General features: G+C 40.5%; 22 protein-coding genes and 1 pseudogene. 7 read left to right on the top strand and 16 right to left on the bottom strand.

What is annotated here, in order from left to right; translation table 11 throughout:
• Positions 1-7 precede the first annotated feature (7 nt).
• Both L884_RS0114590 and L884_RS0114585 read left to right on the top strand, forming a co-directional pair.
• Positions 8-418: a hypothetical protein gene (locus L884_RS0114590; protein WP_028768181.1), complete on the top strand. Its 411-nt coding sequence runs from the start codon at positions 8-10 to the stop codon at positions 416-418.
• A gap of 232 nt (positions 419-650) precedes the next feature.
• Positions 651-2,012, top strand: coding sequence for a leucyl aminopeptidase family protein (locus L884_RS0114585; protein WP_028768180.1), 1,362 nt, complete (start codon positions 651-653; stop codon positions 2,010-2,012).
• A 145-nt stretch (positions 2,013-2,157) separates the two neighbouring features.
• Here the strand turns inward: L884_RS0114585 and L884_RS0114580 are convergent, their stop codons facing one another.
• From L884_RS0114580 to L884_RS0114555, 6 genes are all read right to left on the bottom strand, one after another.
• Positions 2,158-3,189, bottom strand: coding sequence for an FAD:protein FMN transferase (locus L884_RS0114580; protein WP_028768179.1), 1,032 nt, complete (start codon positions 3,187-3,189; stop codon positions 2,158-2,160).
• Between the two features lie 85 nt (positions 3,190-3,274).
• Positions 3,275-5,029 (bottom strand): flavocytochrome c, encoded by a 1,755-nt coding sequence (locus tag L884_RS0114575; protein WP_028768178.1) that lies wholly within the window; start codon positions 5,027-5,029, stop codon positions 3,275-3,277.
• A 29-nt stretch (positions 5,030-5,058) separates the two neighbouring features.
• Positions 5,059-5,805, bottom strand: coding sequence for an outer membrane protein OmpK (locus L884_RS0114570; protein ID WP_028768177.1), 747 nt, complete (start codon positions 5,803-5,805; stop codon positions 5,059-5,061).
• Positions 5,806-6,122: 317 nt separating this feature from the next.
• Positions 6,123-7,286, bottom strand: coding sequence for a sensor histidine kinase (locus L884_RS0114565; RefSeq protein ID WP_425423498.1), 1,164 nt, complete (start codon positions 7,284-7,286; stop codon positions 6,123-6,125).
• A gap of 44 nt (positions 7,287-7,330) precedes the next feature.
• Positions 7,331-8,002: a response regulator transcription factor gene (locus L884_RS0114560; protein WP_028768175.1), complete on the bottom strand. Its 672-nt coding sequence runs from the start codon at positions 8,000-8,002 to the stop codon at positions 7,331-7,333.
• A gap of 2 nt (positions 8,003-8,004) precedes the next feature.
• Positions 8,005-8,742, bottom strand: a complete 738-nt coding sequence (locus L884_RS0114555; RefSeq protein WP_028768174.1) for a helix-turn-helix transcriptional regulator — start codon at positions 8,740-8,742, stop codon at positions 8,005-8,007.
• 775 nt (positions 8,743-9,517) lie between these two features.
• Here L884_RS0114555 and L884_RS0114550 point away from each other — a divergent pair.
• The 3 genes from L884_RS0114550 (at position 9,518) to L884_RS0114540 (ending at position 11,519) form a co-directional block, all read left to right on the top strand.
• Positions 9,518-10,651 (top strand): hypothetical protein, encoded by a 1,134-nt coding sequence (locus L884_RS0114550; RefSeq protein ID WP_245603136.1) that lies wholly within the window; start codon positions 9,518-9,520, stop codon positions 10,649-10,651.
• 235 nt (positions 10,652-10,886) lie between these two features.
• Positions 10,887-11,012, top strand: a complete 126-nt coding sequence (locus L884_RS23405; protein WP_281171847.1) for a hypothetical protein — start codon at positions 10,887-10,889, stop codon at positions 11,010-11,012.
• A 69-nt stretch (positions 11,013-11,081) separates the two neighbouring features.
• On the top strand, positions 11,082-11,519 hold the full coding sequence (locus tag L884_RS0114540; protein WP_028768172.1) for a DUF2059 domain-containing protein: 438 nt from the start codon (positions 11,082-11,084) through the stop codon (positions 11,517-11,519).
• 63 nt (positions 11,520-11,582) lie between these two features.
• Here the strand turns inward: L884_RS0114540 and L884_RS0114535 are convergent, their stop codons facing one another.
• The 8 genes and pseudogenes from L884_RS0114535 to L884_RS0114480 form a co-directional block, all read right to left on the bottom strand.
• On the bottom strand, positions 11,583-12,791 hold the full coding sequence (locus tag L884_RS0114535) for a NupC/NupG family nucleoside CNT transporter (RefSeq protein ID WP_028768171.1): 1,209 nt from the start codon (positions 12,789-12,791) through the stop codon (positions 11,583-11,585).
• A 442-nt stretch (positions 12,792-13,233) separates the two neighbouring features.
• A pseudogene (locus L884_RS22180) lies at positions 13,234-13,719 on the bottom strand (VOC family protein).
• A 1,390-nt stretch (positions 13,720-15,109) separates the two neighbouring features.
• Positions 15,110-15,430, bottom strand: coding sequence for a hypothetical protein (locus L884_RS23075; protein WP_156925694.1), 321 nt, complete (start codon positions 15,428-15,430; stop codon positions 15,110-15,112).
• 125 nt (positions 15,431-15,555) lie between these two features.
• Positions 15,556-16,128, bottom strand: a complete 573-nt coding sequence (locus L884_RS0114500) for a DUF308 domain-containing protein (RefSeq protein WP_028768168.1) — start codon at positions 16,126-16,128, stop codon at positions 15,556-15,558.
• Between the two features lie 112 nt (positions 16,129-16,240).
• Positions 16,241-16,753: an Imm26 family immunity protein gene (locus L884_RS0114495; RefSeq protein WP_084221447.1), complete on the bottom strand. Its 513-nt coding sequence runs from the start codon at positions 16,751-16,753 to the stop codon at positions 16,241-16,243.
• A 123-nt stretch (positions 16,754-16,876) separates the two neighbouring features.
• The gene (locus tag L884_RS22650) at positions 16,877-17,608 is read right to left on the bottom strand and encodes a leucine-rich repeat domain-containing protein (RefSeq protein ID WP_028768166.1); all 732 of its coding nucleotides are present in this window, start codon (positions 17,606-17,608) and stop codon (positions 16,877-16,879) included.
• A gap of 121 nt (positions 17,609-17,729) precedes the next feature.
• Complete coding sequence (locus L884_RS22645; protein ID WP_169731792.1) at positions 17,730-18,143, bottom strand: energy transducer TonB; 414 nt, start codon at positions 18,141-18,143, stop codon at positions 17,730-17,732.
• An 82-nt stretch (positions 18,144-18,225) separates the two neighbouring features.
• Entirely contained in the window at positions 18,226-18,570 is a 345-nt protein-coding gene (locus L884_RS0114480) for a DUF7716 domain-containing protein (RefSeq protein ID WP_028768165.1), read from the bottom strand.
• 756 nt (positions 18,571-19,326) lie between these two features.
• Here L884_RS0114480 and L884_RS0114465 point away from each other — a divergent pair.
• On the top strand, positions 19,327-20,298 hold the full coding sequence (locus L884_RS0114465) for an integron integrase (protein ID WP_037410996.1): 972 nt from the start codon (positions 19,327-19,329) through the stop codon (positions 20,296-20,298).
• A 215-nt stretch (positions 20,299-20,513) separates the two neighbouring features.
• On the opposite strand, the gene L884_RS0114460 is transcribed toward L884_RS0114465, so the two are convergent.
• Positions 20,514-22,106, bottom strand: coding sequence for an ABC-F family ATPase (locus L884_RS0114460; protein ID WP_028768163.1), 1,593 nt, complete (start codon positions 22,104-22,106; stop codon positions 20,514-20,516).
• A gap of 292 nt (positions 22,107-22,398) precedes the next feature.
• Positions 22,399-24,639 carry a heavy metal translocating P-type ATPase gene (locus L884_RS0114455; RefSeq protein ID WP_037410994.1) on the bottom strand — a complete coding sequence of 747 codons (2,241 nt, stop codon included), beginning with the start codon at positions 24,637-24,639 and terminating at the stop codon, positions 22,399-22,401.
• A gap of 140 nt (positions 24,640-24,779) precedes the next feature.
• On the opposite strand from L884_RS0114455, the gene L884_RS0114450 reads away from it, so the two are divergent.
• Positions 24,780-25,181, top strand: coding sequence for a MerR family DNA-binding protein (locus L884_RS0114450; RefSeq protein ID WP_028768161.1), 402 nt, complete (start codon positions 24,780-24,782; stop codon positions 25,179-25,181).
• Positions 25,182-25,207: the final 26 nt, after the last annotated feature.

Below are 25,207 nucleotides of genomic sequence, written 5' to 3'. Positions count from 1 at the left end.
GCCCCCCATGAAAATTTACATCCACCTACATAAAGCACCTATTCGCGTTCTCCGTATTGGCAGACGTCGTTTTTGGCTGCGCTTAAAACGCGATATGTTGGTGTTAAAAGATGCGCTTGCACAAGAAAAGCAAGAGACTAAAGATATGCTAGTCACTTATAAGCGCTATACCTGCAGACAAGCATCAAAAGAAGAACTCACTGAAGCCAACAAGCAGTTTGCTGATCTCCTCAAAGGCTTAGGTCTTGGTATGTTCGCCGTTTTGCCTTTTGCACCAATTACCATTCCCTTAGTGGTAAAACTTGGCCAAATCGTTGGTGTCGATGTACTACCTAGCTCATTCAACAATATGTCTGAACGCAAAGCCAACATGATGCGCATAGCAAGCAAGGCAAACTTAGAGTCTAATGCTGACTAAAGTCATCGGCGAACCTCTCTTAGCCCCTTGACTTGGCTAATAAAATCTCTCCCCTCCTCCGCGAAAACAAAAAACTGTACAGTTACAACAGCGGTTATCCACGCAGAAGTAAGCTGTTTAAACCGCCACTATGTGGCGACCATATATTTATATTGATTGCTTTCTCCAAAATCCAAGGCCTGATACTCTTAATAGCAATTGTCACTATTTATAACAAATACGAGTCCCTTACATGAGCAAGCTTATTATTTCTGGTGCATCCGGCATCCCTTTACTCATTTTTAATAACGACAGCTACAACACATGGCGTGAACAACAAGCACCACGAGTCACTAACTGGTTAGATAACACTAAATACAGTGGCACCGGTGCCAGCTTAATTCCCAATGCCGAAGGTGAATTAGAACAAGTTATTTTTGTGAGTAAAAGCGATGACTCATATTGGTTATGTGGCGATCTCGTCAACCAGCTTCCTGCCGGCCAATATGAATTGCACGCGCCTGACGCACAAATTCACGCAGCGGCCTTTAGCTGGGGACTGGGCGCTTATAAGTTCGACCGATACAAACAAAACACCAAAGAATTACCTGTGCTAATTGTGCCAACCCAAGCTCAAGCTGACGAAGCAAATAAGTTCATTCGTGCCGTTTCTTTAGTACGTGATCTCGTCAACACGCCTGCTGCTGACATGATGCCACAACACCTTGGCGACACCATGACAGAAATGGCAAACGAGTTTGGCGCTGAAATAAAGCAAATTGTTGGTGATGAATTACTTGAGCAAAATTACCCGACTATTCATATGGTTGGCCGAGCAAGTGATAACCAACCGCGTTTAATCGACCTAACTTGGGGCGATGAATCAGCACCAAAACTGACTTTAGTCGGTAAAGGCGTATGTTTCGACTCTGGCGGATTAGATTTAAAACCTGGCTCAGGTATGCGCTTGATGAAAAAAGATATGGGCGGTGCGGCACATGTTATTGGTTTAGCACAGCTCATTATGGCCCATAACCTGCCAGTTCGATTACGGGTATTAGTGCCAGCTGTTGAAAACGCGGTATCGGCCAACGCCTTTAGACCAGGTGATATCATCACTACCCGTAAAGGTATTACTGTTGAAATTGACAATACCGATGCTGAAGGTCGCTTAGTCTTATGTGATGCATTAGCTGAAGCCAATAATGACAAGCCTGAACTGATGATTGACTTCGCAACACTAACGGGCGCTATGCGTATCGCTTTAGGCACAGAGCTACCTGGCTTTTTCAGCAATGACGAGGCCGTAGCCGCTGGCTTTACAGCATCAGGTCTTAAAGTTGATGATCCAGTATGGCGCATGCCTTTACACAAGCCTTATCTTGATTTAACCGGCAGTGATATTGCAGATCTTGCTAACTGCGCTAAAACGCCATTTGGTGGTGCGATCACCGCTGCGCTTTATTTAGAAGAGTTTGTTGATAAAGACATTAGCTGGAGTCATTTCGATGTTATGGCTTATAACGTTCGAAAGTTACCCGGCCGACCTGTAGGTGGTGAGGCATTTGGTATTCGAGCGGTATTTGATTATTTACAAAATCGCTTTCAAGCCTAGATAACCTCCAACGCGTTTAATTCCAGTGAAAATAAAGGCCCGTAAGGGTCTTTATTGTTAACCGAGCAACATTAAGCCCCCCAACAGCAAACTTGCGCATATTGCCAGCAAAGCACTGAGTAGAACTATAGCCCGTAGGGTTTGATTAAACTCCATTTAACCTATCACTATGGTTTAGCAAATAAGGATACATTGCATCACTAAAGCGTGTTTTAAAGCCCTGTTCATTTTGTTCAATGAGCATTACAGCTAAGCCAAGTTGATTAGCTATCTCTATTGAACGGTTTGAATTGAGCACCATAAAAGCCGTTGCAAAAGCATCTGCTACTGCGCACTGACGATGCAATACTGTTGTGGATACCACAGTATTTCTGATTGGCATTCCCGTTGATGGATCAATAATGTGACTTAATGTTCGGCCTTGACTTTCAATGTAATTGACATAGCTTCCTGACGTCGCCAAAGCCATATTGTTTACACTAATGATCTGTTGGTATTGCAAACTGAGCCTTTCTGGCCGAGTTATCGCAACTCGCCAAGGACGGTCTAGTTCATGGTGTCCTTTTGTCACAATTTCTCCACCAATTTCAATAAGGTAATGGTTAACCCCTGCTTGGTCGAGTAATTGTGCAACACGATCAACACCGTAACCTTTTGCGACTGCAGAGGGATTAATCATTAAACTAGGAATAAGTTTTTCGAGCGTATTTGCACTCAAAACAAAGCCATCCATCCCAGTCTTTGAACGAGCAACTTCAAGTTGTCCACGGTCTTTTTGTTGCAAATCTCGCGGCTTAACACCAAATCCCCAAAACTCAATGACCGGACCTAATGTAATGTCTAGCGCACCATCAGTTTGCAGTGAAACCTGTTGAGCTATCTCAAGTACATCATGGAGTTGCTTGGATAGCATAATAGGTGACTTTGAAGTAAAGCGGTTTACTTGAGTTATTTCAGAATCTTCAATAAAAACGGATAATGACTGATTCACCTCAGCTAACTCAGTTTCCACTCGTTTTTGTAACTGTTTTGCAGTCAGTTCGACATTGGTTAAGTCCGCCTGTACCGAGTAAGTCGTCCCCATTGTTTTACCACTAAAATATGCCTTCTCACCCATTGCCCATGCTTGAGGTAAGCATAAACAAAATGCTAAACATACTAATTTGAGTTTGTTCATCAGACCCCTTCTATAAGCCAAATTAGCGAATAAAAAAGTGCCGCTCACAAATGTGTTCGGCACTGATAATAAACACGAATAGGTGTTAGTGAGCTGCTGCTTCTTTGCCAGCGATACGACCAAATACAGTGATATCTGTAATAGCGTTACCACCTAAGCGATTAGAACCATGTGTCATCCCCGTGACTTCACCAGCAGCATATAAACCATCGATGACTTGACCTTCAGTATTTAGTACTCGAGTCTTAGTATCTGTCATCAAACCACCCATAGTATGGTGAACCGATGGTTTGGCTACTAGCATATAGAATGGTGCTTTCATGATAGGCTTTAAACCACCACGATGATTAAATTCGCCATCTTTACCTGATTTAGCAAACTGATTAACGCGCTCTACTTGAGCCATTAATGCATTTTTATCAACCCCAAATTTATCGGCCAATTCCTCTATCGAGTCAGCTTTATACATCATCCCTTTGCGGTTTAACTCAGCAAACTCATCTTTGTGCACTTTGACTGTTTCTGCAATTTGCTCAATTTCACTGCCCCACAACACATAAGCTTGCTGATTAGTTTGAGCTAAGATTGCGCGACTAATGACATCTCGACGCTCAAGCTCTTCAACAAAACGCTTACCTTCTTTGTTAACTACAATCGCACCAAAGAAACGCGAGTCTGCAATAAGTGAAATAACACCAGTATCCGTATGACAAATCGGGTAAGTCTGAATTGACTCCATATTGTGAGTCTTAGCATTTAACTTCTCAGCCATCACAATGCCATCACCCATAATGCCGCGGGCGTTTGTTGTACCGTAACGTTCATCTAACTCAGGTACATACTTAGTGCGCATTGCCACGTTCGCACCGAACCCACCTGTAGCCATCACTACGCCACGATCTGCCATATAAGTAATTTTTTGACCATTTTTTTCAGCTTCGACACCAATCACTCGACCATTTTGATCTTGAATAAGAGCAGTTGCTGTCGTGCGGGTATGAATTGGGATCTCAAGTTCATCGGTTTTTGCCATAAACTTACTGATCCACTCTGCCCCTGTGTGATTTCTTGGGATCAAGCCACGCTTAACGCTGTGACCGCCAAACTGGAATAACTGGTCTTGGTAAAAATCAACTTTAATATAATCGCGTAACCATTCTGCAGCTGGCAACGCTTGTTCAGCCATAAGCTGAACCATTTCAGGATCACCTAAATAGTCTCCGCCTTTGAGCGTATCTTTAACGAAAATATCAATGCTATCTTCAATCCCCATTGATTTTTGCACCCAGTTACCCGGAACATTCATTTGTCCACCAGTGATCAAACTATTGCCACCAACTGTTGGCATTTTTTCAATGATTACGACATCAGCCCCAGCATTTTTGGCTGTGATCGCTGCGCTAAGGCCTGCACCGCCAGAACCAATAACAACCACATCAAAGTTTTGCTCTGTCGCAATCACCTCTTTGTTAGCGTCATTAGTCTTAGCCAAACCTGCAACTAAAGTCACCCCAGCAGCAGCCAGTGAATTTTCTACCGCCTCTTTAAAGGCTTTACTGGTTACCGTTGCACCGCTAATAGCATCAACTTCAGTGCTATTTTGATTGATCATGTCATCTTTCATTTCAGTGTAAACAGAGGCTGCTAATACCTTGTTTTCTTTCTGCTTAATAACATTGATTTCAAGCAATTGCCCATCTTTAGTCGAGGTTTGAACTTTTATCTCACCATGCTTACCAAAAGCAGCACCTTCACTTGTGATAACTTTGCCCGAATCAGGTACAGAACAACCCACGGTTAGTGCCAAAATCGCACTTGCAATTAACGTTTTTTTAATCACGATTAAATTCCTATTTTGTCTATCAAAGGCTAAAAACTAAAACCAACTGCAACGCCATACTCGATACCATCGTTAGGCGTCGATCCCCAGCTATCAAAATGCGTTAAATGTAATTTGGTATAAAAAGAATCTGTAATCTTGGTTTTAAGCGTGGTAATAATTTGATGACCGTAACTGTCATAACCTAAGGTACTCATATGCTCTTCATCGCGGTCAAACTGGCCTTCATAATTAACTGACAAAGCATTTTTTAAACCAAAAGCTGAAAATGGATAACTGGCATTAATTACTGCGGCATAACCTGTCATGCCGTCAAAACTTGCACCCGTAGGAGAAAAACTCGCAGCCGAATAATTAAAACCAATACCTGTATTAATAAACAAATCACCATATTTACGGTTGGTTGTAACACCAAGGTATAGATTGTCCTCCATTACTGTGCGGTTAGATGAAAGGAAGTTTTGTGCCCAATAGTTATAACTTGAGTCACCAATCTGCTTATCGACAATCACTAAAGATTTAACGGTTAACTTCCCTGCTTTATCATCTTGTGCATCCTGCACTTCACCTGGGTTTTCCAGTTTTATGTAAGCTAGCAATGTACCCCAATCCGCTTTATTAAAATGCGTCAATTTAACAAAGGGCTGATCGTAAGCTCCACCATTGTCATCTTTAGTTTCTGAGGTGTAAGCCTTGTAACCAATATCAACAGACGTCGCAGACATTGCAGGGGCAACAAGGAAAACAGAAAGTGCTGTAATAAGTTGCTTTTTCATATGCTGTTCCTAAATGATAAATTCAGCGATAGATTAAACAATCAAGCAACTGACTTTGTGAGCACTATCTCTATCTATGCTCTTTTTAATCATCACTGTGGTTTTAGGAAGTAAATAATTAAAAAACCATAAAACTGACTTAAAAATACTTTCATACAACGTGAAATATTCGTCAAAATATTTCTACTCAATTTTTTACAACGTCAAATTAGTGTCAAAACCAATTAAAACTATAACGTTGTAAATAAATAAGTAATTCACAAAAAAGGGCTAAGCAATATTAACTATTGCTTAGCCCTAAATCAGACCGGTTAAATTTAATCTTTGATAAGTAATGTCGCTCTAAATTCATTATTATCTCTTGTAAGATAATAATTCCAATGCAGTTGTTTTGCTAAACGCTCAACTAGCATCAAGCCTAATCCAAAGCCACTACTATTATATGGAGACATAGAGTTAACTATTTCAATTTTAGTTTTATTCTGATTAATAATGACACTTTCAGTTCCATGCTCCAAACTATTACGCACAAGATTATTCAAGATGATTGTAAGCGGCTCCCGTTGAACACTAACCTTTGTATCATCACATGTCAGAGTAATTGGCTGGTAATCCCCTTTAGCCGCTTGCTGATCACAGATAACCTGTCGCAGCAGCTCTGCCAGCTCAACTTCACTATAATGTAAAGATGTACACTCTGAGCTCATCAACCACAATAAGGTTTCGGTAATCGACCTCATTTGCCGTGTAGCTTGGCTAGCGTGCAACAAAGGCCCTTCCAACTTGCCATGCTGCAGAGTCAAAATATCAAAAGAGGACTGACAAATCGCAATCGGCGTTCGTAACTCATGACTGGCAAAACGTAAAAATGTTAGTTCACGTTGTTGTGCATCCTTTAACTGTTTTATCGATATATCTAGTGCATCCACAATCGACTGTAGCTCTGCATAACATTGTTTTGGAAAGTTTAAGCTTTGCATTTTTTGCCAGTCATGCTGTTTAATTGCTCTGCTGATTTGATGAACTGGCGAGATCACCCTTCTTTGTAAATGAAAAGCTAAACTTGCTACCACGCCAAACGTCATGATAATCAGCAACGAAATAGCGGCCATATTTTTAGGAGCAAACTCTAAATCATGGGTTGCATTATAATTTAGCCAAACGTATAAGTTCTCTCCCGAACTTTGCTTATATACCATTAAGGCATCAATAAATTTTCCGTGACAATGCTGATATTGCACTTCATTTATTTGCGTAGGAGCGACTCCATTTGTTATTGATTTAACTTGCTCAGGAGCAGTATTCCAATCGCTGAATACTTTTATATTATCTGTTTGATAAAGCTTGCCTGTGTCAGCCAAATATAACTCTGCAGCTTGAGCTGCGCTTTTCATTGTAATGCTATGCATACTAAACATCCCAGTACACATCATACAAAGCGGGATAAAAATATTAATTAGCAAAGTAACAGCTAAAAACATCACCCCATAAAATTGATATACACGCTTTAAACTTACCTTGTTGCTTATCGACATGGGCTAACCTTCAAACATAATCCTACACCACGAATGGTATGCAGATATTGTTGCTCAAAAGGTTTATCGACTATTTTTCTTAGCAAGTGCATATGACTTCTCAAGCTGTCACTATCAGGTGGGCTGTCCGGCCATAACATACGCTCAATCTCTTCGCGTTCAACAATTTCAGGGCTGCGTCTAGCGAGTAGAGACAAAATTTGCCAACCGGTACGTGATAAAGCCAACTCTTTACCTAATCGGTGCACAGTATGCCCTGCAAAATCAAATTCGAGTTCTCCCAAACGTAATACCTTTGGCGCCGGCCTTCTTTCAGCAACAACCCTGAGTCGCGCAACCAGTTCAGGCATTGCAAACGGTTTAATCAAGTAATCATCTGCACCAACTTCAAAGCCTAATAGTTTGTCTTGTAATCCGCTTCTCGCGGTCAACATAATAACTGGCGACACAACGCGCTGTTCTTTCCATCTTTTACACGCATGCACACCATCACCATCCGGTAGGTTTAGATCTAAAATGATCGCATCATATGGACGACTATAAACTTGCTCTTCAGCAAGTGTCATTGAACCAGCATAATCACACTCAATATCAATAAGCTCTAAATATTGAATTATGTTTTTAGCCAATAACTGATTATCTTCAACGAGCAATACTAGCATTTCTATATGATCTCCAGTTGATGCGCTTTATAAACCAAGTGGGCACGATTAGTTGCCGCCAATTTATTTCTCATTGATTCAAAATGATATTCAACACCTCGAATCGTAATATCCAACTCATTGGATATCTCTTCATTCAACAAGCCCAAAGCAGCCAACTCTAATGCTCTAATCGCGGTTTTATTGAATAGTTTATGCTGCCTGAAAGGAGTCACTTCATGATGATAGTGTTCAAGTAAGGTCATTTGCGCTTGCTTTAACACGGCTTCCACACCGACTAGATCTAGCTCTTCGCAACAAAGCTTAGATAGCAAGGTAAACCTGCCACGCCACATATTCGATGCAAAATGCTTTAATGGCCAACTAACCACAGAGTTTACGCCATACCGAACAAATAGCTTTTTAGCTTTGTTTTGCTCAATATCGTTCCATGTATAAAAATAAGGTGCGTCAACTTTGAGTGCTTCAGCAAAGTTATGGTCACTTGCAGCAATGCGACTCAAATATTGTTCGTGAAGGTGGCGCACACTCAAGGATGAAGTTATTACCCCATCAGGACTTAACAGCATCTTTCTTGTTAAAAGGCTATTTTGTCCTCTGTTGTAATCCTCATAAGCACTATTGGCGACACCCTGAAACCAAAAGCCGGAAAAACCATACTTTCCAACTGCTTGCTTTACACAAGTAATCGGGTCTATAGCCAAGTCATCCATCACTCTATCGTCCAGTACAACCTTCATAAAACTACAACCTCATAGTTAGCCAAACAGTTTTATTAATACCTATCATTTAAGGAGTCCTGCTAACTAGACACTAAATGATGTAAAAACCAACTAAGTTAAATTTATGATTTAAACATTACTCAAATCAGTTACACATATATAGAAGATTAATTAAGACTTATTAGCTAGGCGGCAAAAAAAACAATTTTGAGTGGAGCGTAATGGTTTTTGACGAACTTTTGACGTTAATGCCTTTATACTTAAATTAACGTCTAAATTTTGTAATGTTTGTCATTGTACCTACGCTAAAAAGATAAGTTGAAGCACTGATAGCTTTTACGATTTGACAAATAGATACAGCATCAATTTTAAGCGTTGCAGGCGCACTTCCCGCTTATGCAACATAAATTTTTAGAGCTATTGTGTACTTTTTGTCAGCGGCAAACACAATAATAAAGTTAACTTTACGTTTCTTGTTGATGATAAAAAACACTGTTTTATCAATGTATCTAAAGTGACTAGTAAAACTATTGCAGCTCGAAAAATATACGAGATTGACACTTACTGGTACCCCTCGTTACTTTTTATAACTTGTAAGTCTCATTTATTCTAATGTTGAGTTAGCAACTGCTTATATCACTACTCCTAAAAAAGTATCACCGACTTCACAATATTAATCAAATGGCACTTTGTTGCTGCTGTGATTGCGTATTCAGTCACAATATCCCGCATAAATATAGATATTATTCGCCTTCTTAATCCAATGTCGGATTTCATTTAGCGAGAATAAAAAGTGAAAAAGTTAAAGTTATCGATTCTTATTGGTGCATTACTTGGCGCGCCTACCGTTGCTATGGCTGACGATTTTCAACCTTCTGTTGAATTAGGTGGCGCATTAAAAGTTAAGTATTTTGTTGATGATGCTAACCAAGCTTCTAAATCAAATGGCGGTGAGTTTGCATTCGACGCATTAGAATTAGATATCGATAGTCAAATTAGTGAAAACTGGACTGCTAGCGCTAAGTACATTTTCAAAAACTCTTCTAGCAACCATTTCGTTAAATACGCTTACGCGGCATACAACGGTGTTGAAGATTGGCAGTTCCAAGGTGGTATCGTTAGCAAGCCTTTTGGTAACAAGAGCTTCATTTCTCACAACTGGTGGGAAAGTATCAACTACTACATGGGCTTTGAAGACGATTACGACTTAGGTGCTAAAGCTATCTATAACTCTGGCGCTTGGACTTCAGAAATCGCATTCTTCAAAAACAGCGAATACGCTGCTAATGACACTCGTAGCTACGCTGCTGATACCTTCTCTGGCACAGTAAATGGTACAGAATACAACAACGAAGAAACTAACACTTTCAACATTCGTCAGTCTTACGTTTTAGACTTCGACAAGCTAACAGTACAACTTGGTGCGTCTCTAGAATACGGTCAAATTTACGATTCTCTACATGATGATCACGGTACATCAACTGCTTACGCAGTACATTTAGATGCACAATACAGCGGCTACCAGCTACAACTACAAATGGTTGATTATGACTACGACCAATTTGATAGCGAAGGTAAAAACGGCCTATACGCTATGAAGATGGGTGAAGGCGCTTATGAAGTTGCTGCAAAAGGCCAAATCTTTGCTGCCAACATCGCCAAGTCTATCGGTTATGACTGGGGTACTGTGACTGTTTATAACGACTACAGCCACCTAACACCAGATACCGACGTTAATCCTAAGCTAAATGACTCTGTGATTAACACGACGGGTGTGAGCATTGCTGTTTCTGACTTCTTCATCTACGTTGACCATATCTATGGTAAGAACGCAGTATGGATTGGCGGTCAATCAGGTCTAGGTATCGAAAACCAAGATGATGATTTCCACTCACTATTTAACATCAGTGTTGGTTACTACTTCTAATTCTGAGTGATAGATGACTTTGAATGTGTATGTTTAGCATGTGAACAAATATCGGCATGTTCTAAACCACGCGTGAAGTCTAGTAGGTGTGCCCTCACCTACTAAACAACAAGGCCTGTACTAAAATACAGGCCTTTTGTTTTTGATGTTAAGCTAGACTCTATGACTACAAACCGTTACCGGCATTGCCACTGATACCTGTAGAAATCCCCACAAGCAGCACTGTATAAAACTAATGCCAGATACCGGTAACAAACAAGTCTCAGCTAAGCAAACCTCAACCTTAGTGGTACTTGATAATATTGCCAGCATGCATGTTTGTATCGACAATCCACATATACGTGATATTAAATTTGATTAAGTTTTGGCTATTTTGCAACTCACTTTCATAGTAGAGTGAGCCTTAATCACTTAACAGCAGGACGCAGTAATGAAACTTGCACTATTACCTCTTTTCGCCGTACTTAGTTTTTCTTCATCCACCTATGCCGAGCAAGCTTCTGCTGAAAGCGTAAAAATATTAATGGATAAAACAGGTGCCGGAGAGCTTGGAGTTCAGGCCATGAACCAAATGTTACCCGCTTTAAAAAACATGGTACCGAATGCTCCAGAAACATTCTGGGATGACTACATGGCAGAGTTTAATCCTGATGATCTGGTAAATATGACACTGCCTATTTACCAAAAGTATCTCACTGAGGAAGAAGTGCAGGCGATTAATGCTTTTTATGATACTCCTGCAGGTAAAAAGCTCATTTCAGTGCAACCTAAAATCATGCAAGAGTCGATGATGGCAGGACAAGAGTGGGGGCGAGCCGTAGCAATGGATGTCATTAAACGTTACGAGCAGCAAACTCAAAAGCAGTAACACACTGCTTTACCTGAAAACAAAAAAGAGCAGCTCAGCTGCTCTTTTAGTTTTAAGGCCAGTCTATAAGCTAATGAAAATACCCGCTAATACCGCACTCATTAGGTTGGCGAGTGTTGCAGCAAGTACCGCTTTTAAGCCTAGGTTTGCCACTTCAGCGCGGCGCTCTGGTGCCATTACCCCAATACTACCCAACTGAATCGCAATTGAGCCAATATTCGCAAAGCCACACAACGCAAAAGTGATAATAACCTGAGAATGCATCGACAGTTGCTCTTTAACTGCGGTGAAGTCCATAAATGCCACAAACTCATTTAGGATTAACTTTTGGCCAATGAAACTACCAGCCAGCATGATTTCATTAACAGGCACGCCAATTAAGAAGGCAACAGGGGCAAACACATAGCCCAGTATGCTTTGCATGGTTAATCCATCAACATTGAACCATGCGCCTACTTGTTCTAAACCCGCATTAAACATTGCAATAACGCTAATAAACGCCAGCAACATAGTACCAATAGCAAATGCCACATGCATACCGTTCATGGCACCCGATGCCAACGCATCAATCACATTGCCATGTTCGCTTTTACTCATATCCACTTCCTGTTGATGAGTAATATCCCCCGTTTCAGGTACTAATAGCTTTGCCATCATCAAACTACCTGGCGCGGCCATAAAACTTGCCGCAATCAAGTATTTCAGTTCAACGCCTAAACCGGCATAACCACCTAATACGCTACCAGCAACCGAGGCCATACCACCGGTCATAACCGCAAACAGTTCTGAGCGAGTCATTTTAGCTAAAAATGGCTTAACCAATAATGGCGATTCACCTTGGCTTAAAAAGATATTGCCAGTTGTGACCAGAGACTCAGCACGGCTGATCCCAAGTAACTTTTGTAAGCCGCCGCCAATAACCTTAATGATCCACTGCATAATGCCGAAGTAATACAACATTGAGATCAAGGCACTAATAAAGATAACCAGTGGTAACACGCGAATGGCAAACACAAAGCTATTGGTTGCCAAATCACCGAACAAGAAGTTAATCCCCTCATCAGCAAAACTTAGAACAGAAGCAACGCCTTGACTCACAGCGCCTAAAATATTTTGCCCCATTGGTACATACAGCACTAATGCTGCTAATACAGCTTGGAGTAAAAACGCAGCCCAAACAGTACGCCACTTAATTGCATTACGATTTTCAGAGAAAATCCAACCACAAAGAATTAAAAAACCAATTCCTAAAAAGCTTATTAACAACGACATCATTTATCCCTAGAGAGAGCTAAAAAGGTAAGTTGTTGGTACTTTGGTTGGATCTAGGCAAAGAAGAGGCAGTCAAAACTACTTTTGGTGGACGCCTGCAATTGTCATCACCTGAGGACAGTTACAAACATTTTAATTTCCCGGCCATTGATACAAGGTAAGCACCTAAACTTACATAAGTTTTGCCGGTCCAGCTCCGTGGGTTGGTCACTTGTCCATGTATCGGCTTGCATATAATTGGCAATAAGAGCAATGCTCTAGCCGGAGCGGAATTATACAAACGCAAACGAACATTAAAAGCGATTAATCTAATTTAGTTACACTCTGTGCTGCTAAAGCGATCTACCACCACCCAAAACGAGATCACGATCACGTAACTAAACTACATAACAATAAAAAGGGGTTAGCAATGCTAACCCCTCAATCTAGATCCTGTTGTTATCTACTCATAATCTGAAGCGTAAGTTTCTTCATATGTATGTGAATAAAGCTCAAACAAGTTGCCAAATGGATCTTCTAAATACACCATTTTAGCTTGCTTACTGTCATCTTCAGGATGATAACGCATGATATCCATGCGTACTTTGCCACCATATTGTTCAGTACGCTTAATTGCGCCTTCAAAGTCATCAGTTTGTAGTGAGAAATGGAAAATACCAATACGCGAAAAGTCCACTTCATGACGCTATTGGCGGTCAACCATCTCAAATAACTCAACCCCAATACCGTCGGTTGTGACTAAATGTGCAATGTTAAAACCTTTAAAGCCTTCGCCAAATACGGCAATACACATTCTGCCAATTGCAGTTTCGCGCTCCTCAACAACTTTAGTATTGCCCATTACCACTTTCAGGCCTAAAGCATGGGTATAAAACTCAACAGCTTTGTCCATATCGCCAACCATAATACCTACATGACTCATCTTCATAATCTTGCTCCACTGTTAACTTTATAACGGGTTATTCGTTTCGATGGAGAGATTATAGGTAGTACAGCATAAAACTAAAAATTATCATTAATTATAAAAATGATTAATTTTAGTTATCACTATCATTCTGTAGTTGGTTTGACGCTTGTTGATAAACGCGCGTTAGTCGTTATTACCACTGGGAGAGTAAACTCAATTTTGGAGCAATACTGATAGAGCCAATGCATTGGGAGTGAGGGCTTTTATAACCCCCCAACAAGGGAGGTTGATAGCCAGCTAAAACTGTTGAATGCCGTGAAACCAGCCTACAGCAGGTTTTGCAGCTTGATCGCCTTGCTAGCAGTACCCTATTTCGTTTCTTTTTTGCTAATAAGAGAAAGCACAATAAAAACAAAGATAAACATAAAAATAGCTTTGTAAAAATCAATGGTTAAATTAGAACTAAAGAGGACATCATATAATAATGAGCCCACTGCAACTCCTAAACTAACCTGAATATTATATTTCATAACAATACTTATCCTTGTACTGCGAATGCCTTACTAATGGCTGGCTAACCAGTAGCGCGTCCTAAATCATAATGCCCAAATTAGAGGCTGAAAATGCTTGGCTAAACTTGCGTAACGCAGTGAAGCCGAGCCAAACTTTAGCAGTCCACACTTAATTGGCGTGTTATAACTCACTTGTTACTTTGGGGTTCTTTTTTGACCAATACCAGCAATAGAACCAACTAGCTGGGAAGAAAAGAAAACTTAGAAGAAAGGTATAAAAGCCCACAAGTGGCAGATTTTCAGACTTTCCTTTTGCAGATTTCAAAGTTAAATACATCATAACTAAGAAATTGATGAATATGACTTGGCCGACAACTGTTGCGTTTATGTTCATTTGTGTATCCTTACACTCGACAGTGTTGTGAATTATAACCCCTACAACAACTGCATTTATGGAGTGCTTACTTTAGGTTTAAAAAGCGAACCTTACCCAAAATAAGCCGCGGAATATAATGTAGGCTTGGTGGCACTCGTTATACATTATTTGGAGGCAATTAATTTTTCACGGTATTCGGTTAAATATTTCCATGCAATAATCAATTCTTCTTCAGATCCACTTCTATCGCAGTCTATACTGGTATCTTGTTTAATTAATTCAACGATTTTAATGCGATTCAAATTTGCTAAATTCGACACTTTGTTCATGCATGATCGAAAATGTGACCACCGATTTTTAATTGCTAAATCCTTATTCAATACATTTCTTGCGTGAGTATTAAAGCTACTCATAATGCCTCACTTAAAATATAACGCCCTGCTAATAAGTGAACCAAGTGCTGGCGGGCGATTTGCTCAGCAAATGGCATGACAGCCTTAGTGAATCTGGATTTAGCAGCTTGTTATACACCGCGATTGATAAAGGCAAAGCGCCCAGTAACACGCTGCCCTCTTTTTTTACCGCACCAAAATTTGTAAAAGGGATATATGCCAGCAGAGCCAAAAAGTGAAAAAAGGAATCCTAAAAAACCATACACTGCGGAGGAGAACAGAAACATTGATGATTCAACCTCTGTCGAGGTTGCCGCTGTGGTGACAACTAAATGCATTGCTAAAGTTGACGTAATAGCAACACCAAAACATACCCATATCGCAACAGCCATAAAGGAATAGAAGTCTAATTGTATTCTTGCTTCCTGACTGTATTGCTCATTAACTTCCATTGTTAATTTAAACTCCACTTGTGGGGTATAACGCCCTCGTTAATGGGCAAAAAATTGTTGGCTAAAATGTTGAGGAACGAAAACAGCCAACTGTTTTTTGTCCTTATTAATTAGCTTGTTATATTTCAATTGAGCACTCTTTCCGGAGTTTTAGTATCTTGACCGATTTCAAGCTTTACTGTCTTGAATTCATCGTCTGAAATAACTTTTTTGTCCAGTAGCCATTGAAATTTGTTTAGTTCATTTTGTGGATCATTCTCATAATTTACCGAGCCATACCAGAGTTTCCATTGCTTCTTTCTACGCTCAGAAATTTCATCAAGTATTTTTGAATGTTGATCATCTTGAATGATGAATATTCTACCTTTTTCTGCGTTAACAATTGTATAGCTTGTAGTTTTAAACCGATAAGTAATTAAACAAATAATTCCAAGCGTTAACCACATTGAACCAGAAAAAGAACCTGACTCCATAAAGCGGTTAGCAATTTGGAATACACCTATAAGCACCCACAATATGCCAACATTTCTAAACCAAGCATTTTTCTCTTCCAATTCGTCAAAATCCTCATCAGAAATAGAACCGTATTCAGTTGAGAATGTTTTCTTTCCCGAAGCATCTTTAATTGAGTATTTAAGCTTTTCTTCACCAAACTCGAATGTTGTTTGATTTGATGACTTTTTCTGAGTTAACTCCATAACCTTCCTTGAAATATAACGCCCGCATAAGGGGCTAAAAATAGTTGGTTATAATTTAGCGAGGAACGAGCAAAAGACCAACTGTTTTGTGTCCCGTTACTTAATGCGCTTGTTAGGTACTTTTTACACCCAACTCTTCGCTACGATATTTATTGCGTGCTTCTTCACTCAAGATTTTAACTGAGCTTGGGCGAGAATTTCCTGTATTTAAGTATTCATCCCAATAATTAGGGTCAAACATGGTATTCCACGGAGTTAAACCAAAACATGCTGCTAAAAAATTTGAGTATAAGCCTGCATCCGATGTAACTGCACCGACATAACCGTCTTCTGCAAATTCTTCATTTGGGAAGTCTGATTTCACTACAACAGGTTCGCATTTACCTAATGATGCCCATGTTCCATTGTTTAACTCTTGCTTCCATGTTGCGCCCAGAGACAAAATATCACTTTTATTTAATGACGGGATAGTTTCAGGAAGTTCTTTAAATTTATAAGAAAATACTGCGATATATACAACATTGGGCATCATTAAATCTATTGCTTGGCAAACACCAAAGCTTCCGTCTTCCAGAGGAATTGCATAAACGCTTCCTTGTTCCCATCGCGCTCTTTTAAAACTCATAACTTCGATAAGTACCTAACGCCCCAATAAGGGGCTGATAAATGCATGGCTATAATGTGAAGCGAAGCGGAACCGAGCCATGCTTTAGCAGTCCCGCTTGATTGGTTTGTTATGTTTTCTTTGCTACCAATCTCGCCATTCTTTCCAGTTTTTAAGTAACCTAGGGTTAGCTTTTTGCAGAGCGCTAATCTGATCCTCAGGCCACCATTTAGCTAAATCAACACCTTTCAATCTAGGTAAACCGTGCAGCGGTTCAAGGCTTTTATCAAGTACCTTTGTATTAACCAGTGTAAGTCGCTCTAAGTTAATTAAACTTTCTATTGGAGAGAGTGTATTTAGCTTTTGAGTGGTCCAAATACTTCCGTTTAAACAAAGAACTTTTAAGGTTGTTAATTTAGCAAGTTCGCTGATATCCGAAATACTCTTTATGTTTTCAAACTCCAACCATTTGAGCTTACTTAGACTTTCGATACCATCAAACGAATTTAGATGAGTTGAACTACCCAAATTAAAATAAACCAAGTTAGACAATTTTTTATAGTCGATGCTCTTAATGTTGGAGTGTTTTATCCATAGTCCTTTTAAGTTTGGCATTTCACAAATAGCATCAAATAACTTTTGATTCACTTTAGGAGCTACCCACAACATTTCGACGCTTTCTAAAGTCGGTAATATATTAGCCCAGCCATCTCTCACCTTTTTTTCTTGGTAAGCACTTAAAGCAAGTTTATTGGGAGCACCACACAATATAAGTCTGTCACTATCAAAGCAATCCTCAATATAAAACTGCTCTTTGGGTTTATCTAAAACCCATTCATAAGTTGAATAGTCAGTTTCATTCCAATTGATCGACAAATGTTTACTCTCCTGAAAACATAACGCCCTAATAATAGGCAAAAAATTGTTGGCTAAAATGTTGAGGAACGAAAACAGCCAACTGTTTTTTGTCCTTATTAATTAGCTTGTTAGAGCTACTTTACCCCATGTTAAAATCAAGTTGAATACTATGACAGCTGCTAGGTTTAGGCTTGTAACGCCAACTAGAAAAAGATTCGACAGCAGCAGAATTAAAAACTTCTGATGGATATGCTTCTATCACATTGATATTTAATGGTTTTCCATCATGCGATATATCAAACTCTAGTTTCGTGTAACCCTGTATTCTATTGCGAGCTGCTTTTATTGGGTATTTAGGAGCCTTTGTTGAAAGCAGCATATCGTGAACTGAATCTGCTAAGTTTTGTTCTTTCGTGTACTCATGCTTCCCACAGCGAGATTCGTATTTAATTACACCATTATTTTCTGAAATTATTTCACTTTGAGTACTTGCGCAACCGACTAAAATTGCTGTGGCAGATATTACCGTAATAAAAATTTTGTATCCTTTCAATGTATACTCCATAGTTTGAATCTGCAGTAGCTCTAACGCCTACAGCACCAATTTTTCTAACTGCCTATAATTGTTATGTTCTTTATAATGTGATGAAGGCGTCGCGTTTATCATAATGATTTATTGCAGCCTCTAAATCCATGTCTGAATAGTTATTTTTCTGTGACTCAATATTTAGAACAACATCTACTAGCTGATCATTACTGAGGAGGTTTCCATAACCCAATTTCTCAGACAATACGGCCTCCTCGATTTTCTCATACTCCTCAGGCTCAAGATCCCAGTCATCTAAAATTACGGGATACACCATCATTTCTAGCGAGTAATCGGGCTGGCTAAATATCATCCACTCAAAGTCAGTGCTTTCATCAATGCAATTCTTGATATGCTCTCGAAGTGTAATACCTAGACCTATTTTAAAACTCATAATCTATCCGTGACTCAGGAACATAACGCCGCCAACAACCGTGGAGTAGTTGGCACGATTTGTTGCGGCCTTTGCAAGAAACGCGACAACTGACGAAGTCGGATTGCTTGGCCTTGTTAAGTCTCGGCTGACTGATAACGCAGCTAATAGATTTATAAATCAATTTTCTTGCAACATGTATAGCAGTTATCCGTTGGCAAACGATAGTTAAAGAAACCAAGCATGATTTGATGTTTCCCACAATGGGGACAAGCATAAAAAATCGCCTTTAGCATCAAGAAGCCCCCAAGCGCCATACCCACAATATAAAAAGGGTTCATATAAAACGTAAGCTCGATAGGAATCGTATTGAACATTATCGTGACAATTATCTGGATAAAAATGAGCAGCTTAAACACTTTAGCCCGGGTCATTCCATTTACCTTACTAAGTAGACTTAACAGTATATTAGGCTGAATTCCGAATAAGAACAGACAGCCGAGTAACTTGAATGTTAACAGGCTAACCTTGAATTTTTACAAATTCAATACTTTACACCTTCATTGTCTGTACTTTTACTCGCTCTTTTCATGGTAAAACTCAGAATTTGCATATTTGTGACAAATTGAGGGTTAATCATCATTGAAAATTGCTTTTAAACAGTCACTTATAAACATCCTACTTGAAATACCTTGCTTGTTTGTTCTCAAACAATGGCAAAAATGTCCAACACCCATTATAACTGTATATACATACAGCGCTAATAAGTGAGGAGCTATGCCATCGTTTTTTATTGAATCCATTCGACAAGTGTTAAGAACTAAACACTACAGTTTGAAAACTGAGAAAAGCTATCTGTATTGGGTACGTTATTTCATTAAGTTTCATCAGTATATGCACCCAAAAGATATGCAAAGCTGTCATATAGAGCAATTTCTTACGTTTCTTAGCTGTAACCGTGGTGTCAGTTCGGCAACACAAAACCAAGCCTTATGCGCACTAATTTTTATGTTCAAACATGTGCTCAGTATGGAATTTGAAGGTTTAAAATATGGCTATGCTAAAAAGCCAAAGAACTTACCAACAGTATTGACGCCTACCGAGGTCGCATCAATATTAAGGCACCTTAACGGTCCATATTGGTTAGTCACTTCATTGTTATATGGTTGTGGGTTGAGGCTACGGGAAGCTCTAACATTAAGAGTTCAGAACGTGAATATTGAAGCTCAATCTTTATTCATTTTTAGAGGAAAAGGTGCAAAAGACCGATATACACTGTTACCTAAGCAATTAAATCAACCTTTGCAAAAACAAATACAGTTAGTCAATCAAATCCATAAAAATGACTTAAATAGTGGAAATGGCCTCACTTCAGTTCCTTCTGCTTTACACCGGAAATACAAATCAGTTTTAAAAGACTTGAGCTGGCAGTACTTATTTCCATCGACAACGACATGTTGCCACCCCATTGACGGATACCTTTGTCGCCATCATATTCATGAATCGAGCTTTTCGAAAAACCTGAGAAACGCAGTAATAAAAAGTAATATTCAGAAACGAGTAACTGCCCATACTTTTCGCCATTCATTTGCTACACAACTATTGGGTCAAGGCAGCGATATACGCACAGTACAAGAGTTATTAGGGCATAAAGATCTGCGAACGACAGAAATTTATACACATGTTCTTGGGCAAAATAGAGCAGGAACAATCAGTCCTTTTGATCGTTTATCGGATATTGTAAGTTAAGAGGATATATCGAAACTTAAAAGCTTGCCTCGCAGTACAAATAAAAACAGCTGAAACAGTTAACTAAAAATATGCTCAGCCTTCATTCCAAGCTAACCAACTTCCAGACACAACGGAAAATTTTTGCCATCCATAGCAATTTTCCATAAATGTTCCAGACACAAAAAAGCCCGATTAACTCGGGCTTAATTTTATCGAACTAGTGTAAAGGTAAATTAACCTTCAATACCTTTGCTCGCTAGGAACTCATCGTAAGTACCTTTGAAATCATTAACGCCGTTTGGTGTGATCTCAAGGATACGGTTCGCTAGTGACGATACGAATGCACGGTCATGACTGACGAAGAACAGTGTACCTTCGTACATTTCAAGCGCGTTGTTCAATGACTCGATTGATTCCATATCCATGTGGTTTGTTGGTTCATCAAGTAATAGGATGTTTGGCTTTTGCATAATGAGCTTACCAAACAACATACGTCCTTTTTCACCACCAGATAGCACTTTAACTGACTTTTTAATGTCATCTGAGCTAAATAGCATACGGCCTAAGTAACCACGAACTGATTGATCATCATCTTCTGGTTTACGCCATTGGCTCATCCACTCAAACAATGTCATGTCGTTAGCAAAATCTGACTCATGATCCTGTGCGTAGTAACCAATCGATGAGTTTTCAGACCACTGAATAGTACCGCTGTCTTGTGGGATATCGTGTACTAATGTACGTAGCAGCGTAGTTTTACCCACACCGTTCTCACCCAAAATTGCAATACGCTCACCCACTTCAGCAATGATGTTTAGATCTTTAAATAGCGTGTGATCAAAACCTTTCGCTAGATCTTCTACCACTAGCGCGTTACGGAACAATTTCTTCTCTTGTTCGAAACGAATGAATGGGTTCACGCGGCTAGATGCTTTTACTTCGTCTAGCTTAATCTTATCGATTAGCTTAGCACGTGATGTCGCTTGCTTAGCTTTAGAAGCGTTAGCAGAGAAACGGGCAACGAAGCCTTGAAGTTCAGCAATTTGTGCTTTCTTCTTAGCGTTGTCAGACATTAAACGCTCACGAGCTTGCTGCGCAGCCATCATGTACTCATCGTAGTTACCAGGGTAAACACGTAGCTCACCGTAGTCTAAGTCAGCCATGTGAGTACAAACTGAGTTCAAGAAATATCTATCGTGCGAGATGATAATCATGGTGCTGTTACGTTGGTTTAGCATCTCTTGTAACCAACGAATGGTATCGATGTCCAAGTTGTTGGTTGGTTCGTCAAGTAGCAATACATCTGGATCAGAGAACAATGCCTGCGCCAAAAGTACACGTAGCTTAAAGCCTGGAGCGATTTCGCTCATTAAGCCAAAATGCTGCTCTACACCAATACCCACGCCCATTAGCAGTTCACCAGCGCGAGATTCAGCGGTATAACCGTCCATCTCAGCGAACTCCATCTCAAGCTCAGCAACTTTAATACCGTCTTCTTCAGACATTTCTGGTAGTGAATAGATACGGTCACGCTCTTGCTTAACTTTCCAAAGCTCTGCATGGCCCATAATTACAGTATCTACCACACTGTATTCTTCATAACCAAATTGGTTCTGGCTCAACTTACCTAAACGCTCGTTCACATCGAGTGACACGTTACCAGAGGTTGGCTCCAAATCTCCGGCAAGGATCTTCATGAAGGTTGATTTACCACAACCGTTGGCGCCGATCAGACCGTATCTGTTTCCGCCGCCAAACTTAATTGAGATGTTTTCAAACAGTGGCTTAGAGCCAAACTGCATGGTGATATTAGCTGTAGTAATCAAAGTGACAATTCCGCTTTTGGTTATATGATTAACGTCATCATAGATAAAACAAAAACCAGTAACTCGGTAACAAGATTATCTCGATACCGACCTACTGGCCGAAGGTTGACGCCGCATGGCACCAAGCCTATAAAATTAAGCGCGATACTATAGCATTTTAGCCTACTTTATCAACTGCCAATGGCCTGCGATGATGACATTTTAGTGAATTATCCTGAGCATGCTTGCGGCTTAAATCACTATTAGCATACTCAGCTATCAATCATCGCTTGGCAATGAGTTAATCAAGCTGCTAATTCAGCTTTGTTCGCCGAAGTCGATTAGCATTGCTGACCACAGTTAATGAAGAAAGCGCCATCGCCGCCCCCGCAACGACAGGGCTTAGCAACATACCGGTAAATGGAAACAATAGCCCAGCTGCTAAAGGGATCCCCAAACTATTATAGATAAACGCGCCAAATAGATTCTGTTTAATGTTTCTCATACTTGCTTTTGCCAATGCTAAGCTGTCGTTAATCACCATCAACCGACTTGATAACAAGGTAAAGTCAGCACTTTCAATTGCAATATCCGTTCCCTGCCCCATTGCAAAGCCAACATCAGCACTGACTAAGGCGGGGGCGTCATTAATGCCATCGCCTACCATAGCCACAACCTCGCCCGCTTGCTGCAGCTCTATAACTTTAGCTTGCTTTTGCTCTGGCAACACATTGGCAATTACCGAATCTATGCCGACTTTGTGCGCCACCGCATCGGCAGTAGCTTGATTATCGCCTGTAAGCATCACAACTTTTAAGCCTTTAGATTTCATAGCACTAATCGCTTCAAGCGCATCAGTTTTGATCGGATCTGCTATCGCCATTATGGCAACCAGCTGTTTATCTACAGCGACAAATATCGGTGTTTTTGCTTGACGACCAAACTCTTCGCTTAACGTCTCACAAGATTGCCATTCACCTATGTGCAACTGCTGCATCAAACTGGCATTACCCACGCTGTATTGCAGCCCATTAACCAGCCCGGTGATCCCTTTCCCTTGATGGTTGGTAAATTGCTCAGGTTCGACCAAGACTAAACCATCTGTTTTCGCTTTAGTGATAATCGCACTCGCAAGTGGGTGCTCAGAGTGTTGCTCTAAAGAGGCCACATTCTTTAAAAGCTCGGCTTTATTAACTGTTGTTGCTAATGCCGTTTCTCCCAACACCAGTAGATCAGTAAGCTCTGGTGTACCTTGGGTGACTGTGCCTGTTTTATCAAGCACCACGGTTGTCACTTTACTCGCCGTTTGCAGTGCTTCACCATTGCGGACTAACACGCCTAACTGCGCTGCACGGCCAACTGACACCATAATCGACATCGGCGTTGCTAAACCAAGTGCACAAGGACAAGCAATAATAAGCACGCTAGTGAGTACGACTAATGCGTGAGACAGCGCTGGCTCTGGGCCAAAGCTATACCAAACCAGCGCACTGATAATCGCTATCATCACCACGACCGGCACAAAATAAGCAGAGATTTTGTCCGTTAAGCGGCCTATCGGCATTTTTGATATTTGTGCCTGTTGCACCAACTCAATAATTTTTGCCAGCTTAGTGTCGGCGGCTTTGGCGGTCACTTTGTAGATTAAACTACCATTAGTATTCACTGTGCCTGCATTGACTTTATCACCTTGCGCTTTGGTGACTGGAATAGGCTCACCGGTTAACATGGATTCATTTATCAAGCTTTGGCCACTTTCGACCTCACCATCTAGTGCGACTTTATCGCCCGGACGTAAGCGTAATCTGTCACCCAGTTGCAGCTGCTCAATAGGCACTTGCTCATCACCCGTGTCGGTAATACGCGTTGCTGTGCTTGCTTGTAATCCTAGCAAAGCCTGCACTGCTTCACTGGTTTTACCGCGGGCGCGCAGCTCTAATCCATGGCCTAAATTAATTAAACCTAAAATCATCACGCTGGCTTCAAAGTAAACATGGCGAGTATCTGCAGGAAACCACTGCGGTGCCAGCACTACCATCATAGAATATAGCCATGCCGCACTAGTACCTAACGCAATGAGGGTGTCCATGTTCGCGCTTTTGGCTTTAATTGCGCGCCACATACCTTGATAAAAATGCCGACCAGTTAGCAGCATAACCAATACTGTAACTACACCAACAGCGCCCCATGCCCATTGCTGATTGTGGTTATTGACCATCATCTCACCGCCGAGCAAGCCCCAAAGCATTAAAGGTATCCCAAGGCCTAACCCTACTGCCGCTTGTATCATTCGCAACCGATATTCTTTAACTTCATCAGCCGCCTTTTGCTCCGCAGCCGTCTTAGCGTCGATAACTAATTCAGCATCGAATCCAACCGTTTTAATAATCTTGAGTGCGGTGGTGCTATCTATATCTCCAGAAACTAACACTAATTTGTCAGCCAGATTCACTGTCGCCGATCCCGATGCACTTGATTGCGCAAACGCGTTCTCAATCTTTGCTACACAGCTGGCGCAAGCCATTTTTGCTACATACAGATTGAAGTTAGCCATCAAACTTTCCTTATTGAACCGCTCTTACATCACAGTCAATAACTGTTAAACATAAAAGACATTAAACTTGTATAATTGATGCTAATGTCTCCCATTAGGGGAGAGTCAAACGCTAAATAAGATTGGTAAAAGGAAGTGTGATGAAGATTGGCGAAGTCGCTAAAATAACCGGGCTTTCGGTCAAAAGTATCCGTTATTACCACGATATCGGTTTAGTGGTAGGCCAACGTAATGACAATGGTTACCGAGAATATAACCAGCAGGCAATCGAATCATTAGAATTTATTCAGCACTGCCGCGCACTGGGTTTTACCTTAGATGACAGCAAAGCCCTGCTCGAACTACAAAATAACACCAGTAGAAATGCTGCCGACGTTAAAGCGCTAGCAGAGCATCACTTGCAAGATATCGACACTCGTATCCAACAAATGATGGCACTAAAAGCGCAACTCGCTGAACTAATCAATGAGTGCCAAGGTGGTAATCAACCTAATTGCGCCATTTTAAGTGGCTTAAGTAAGCACACATGTAAAAAGTGCTAGTAGCCAGCCATACAGTGCAGCATTCG

The organism is Shewanella fidelis ATCC BAA-318 (assembly GCF_000518605.1).
In the GTDB taxonomy this organism is placed as follows: domain Bacteria; phylum Pseudomonadota; class Gammaproteobacteria; order Enterobacterales; family Shewanellaceae; genus Shewanella; species Shewanella fidelis.
The sequence above is the reverse complement of the archived record's forward strand: the minus strand, read 5'-3'. Positions and strand labels throughout refer to the sequence as shown.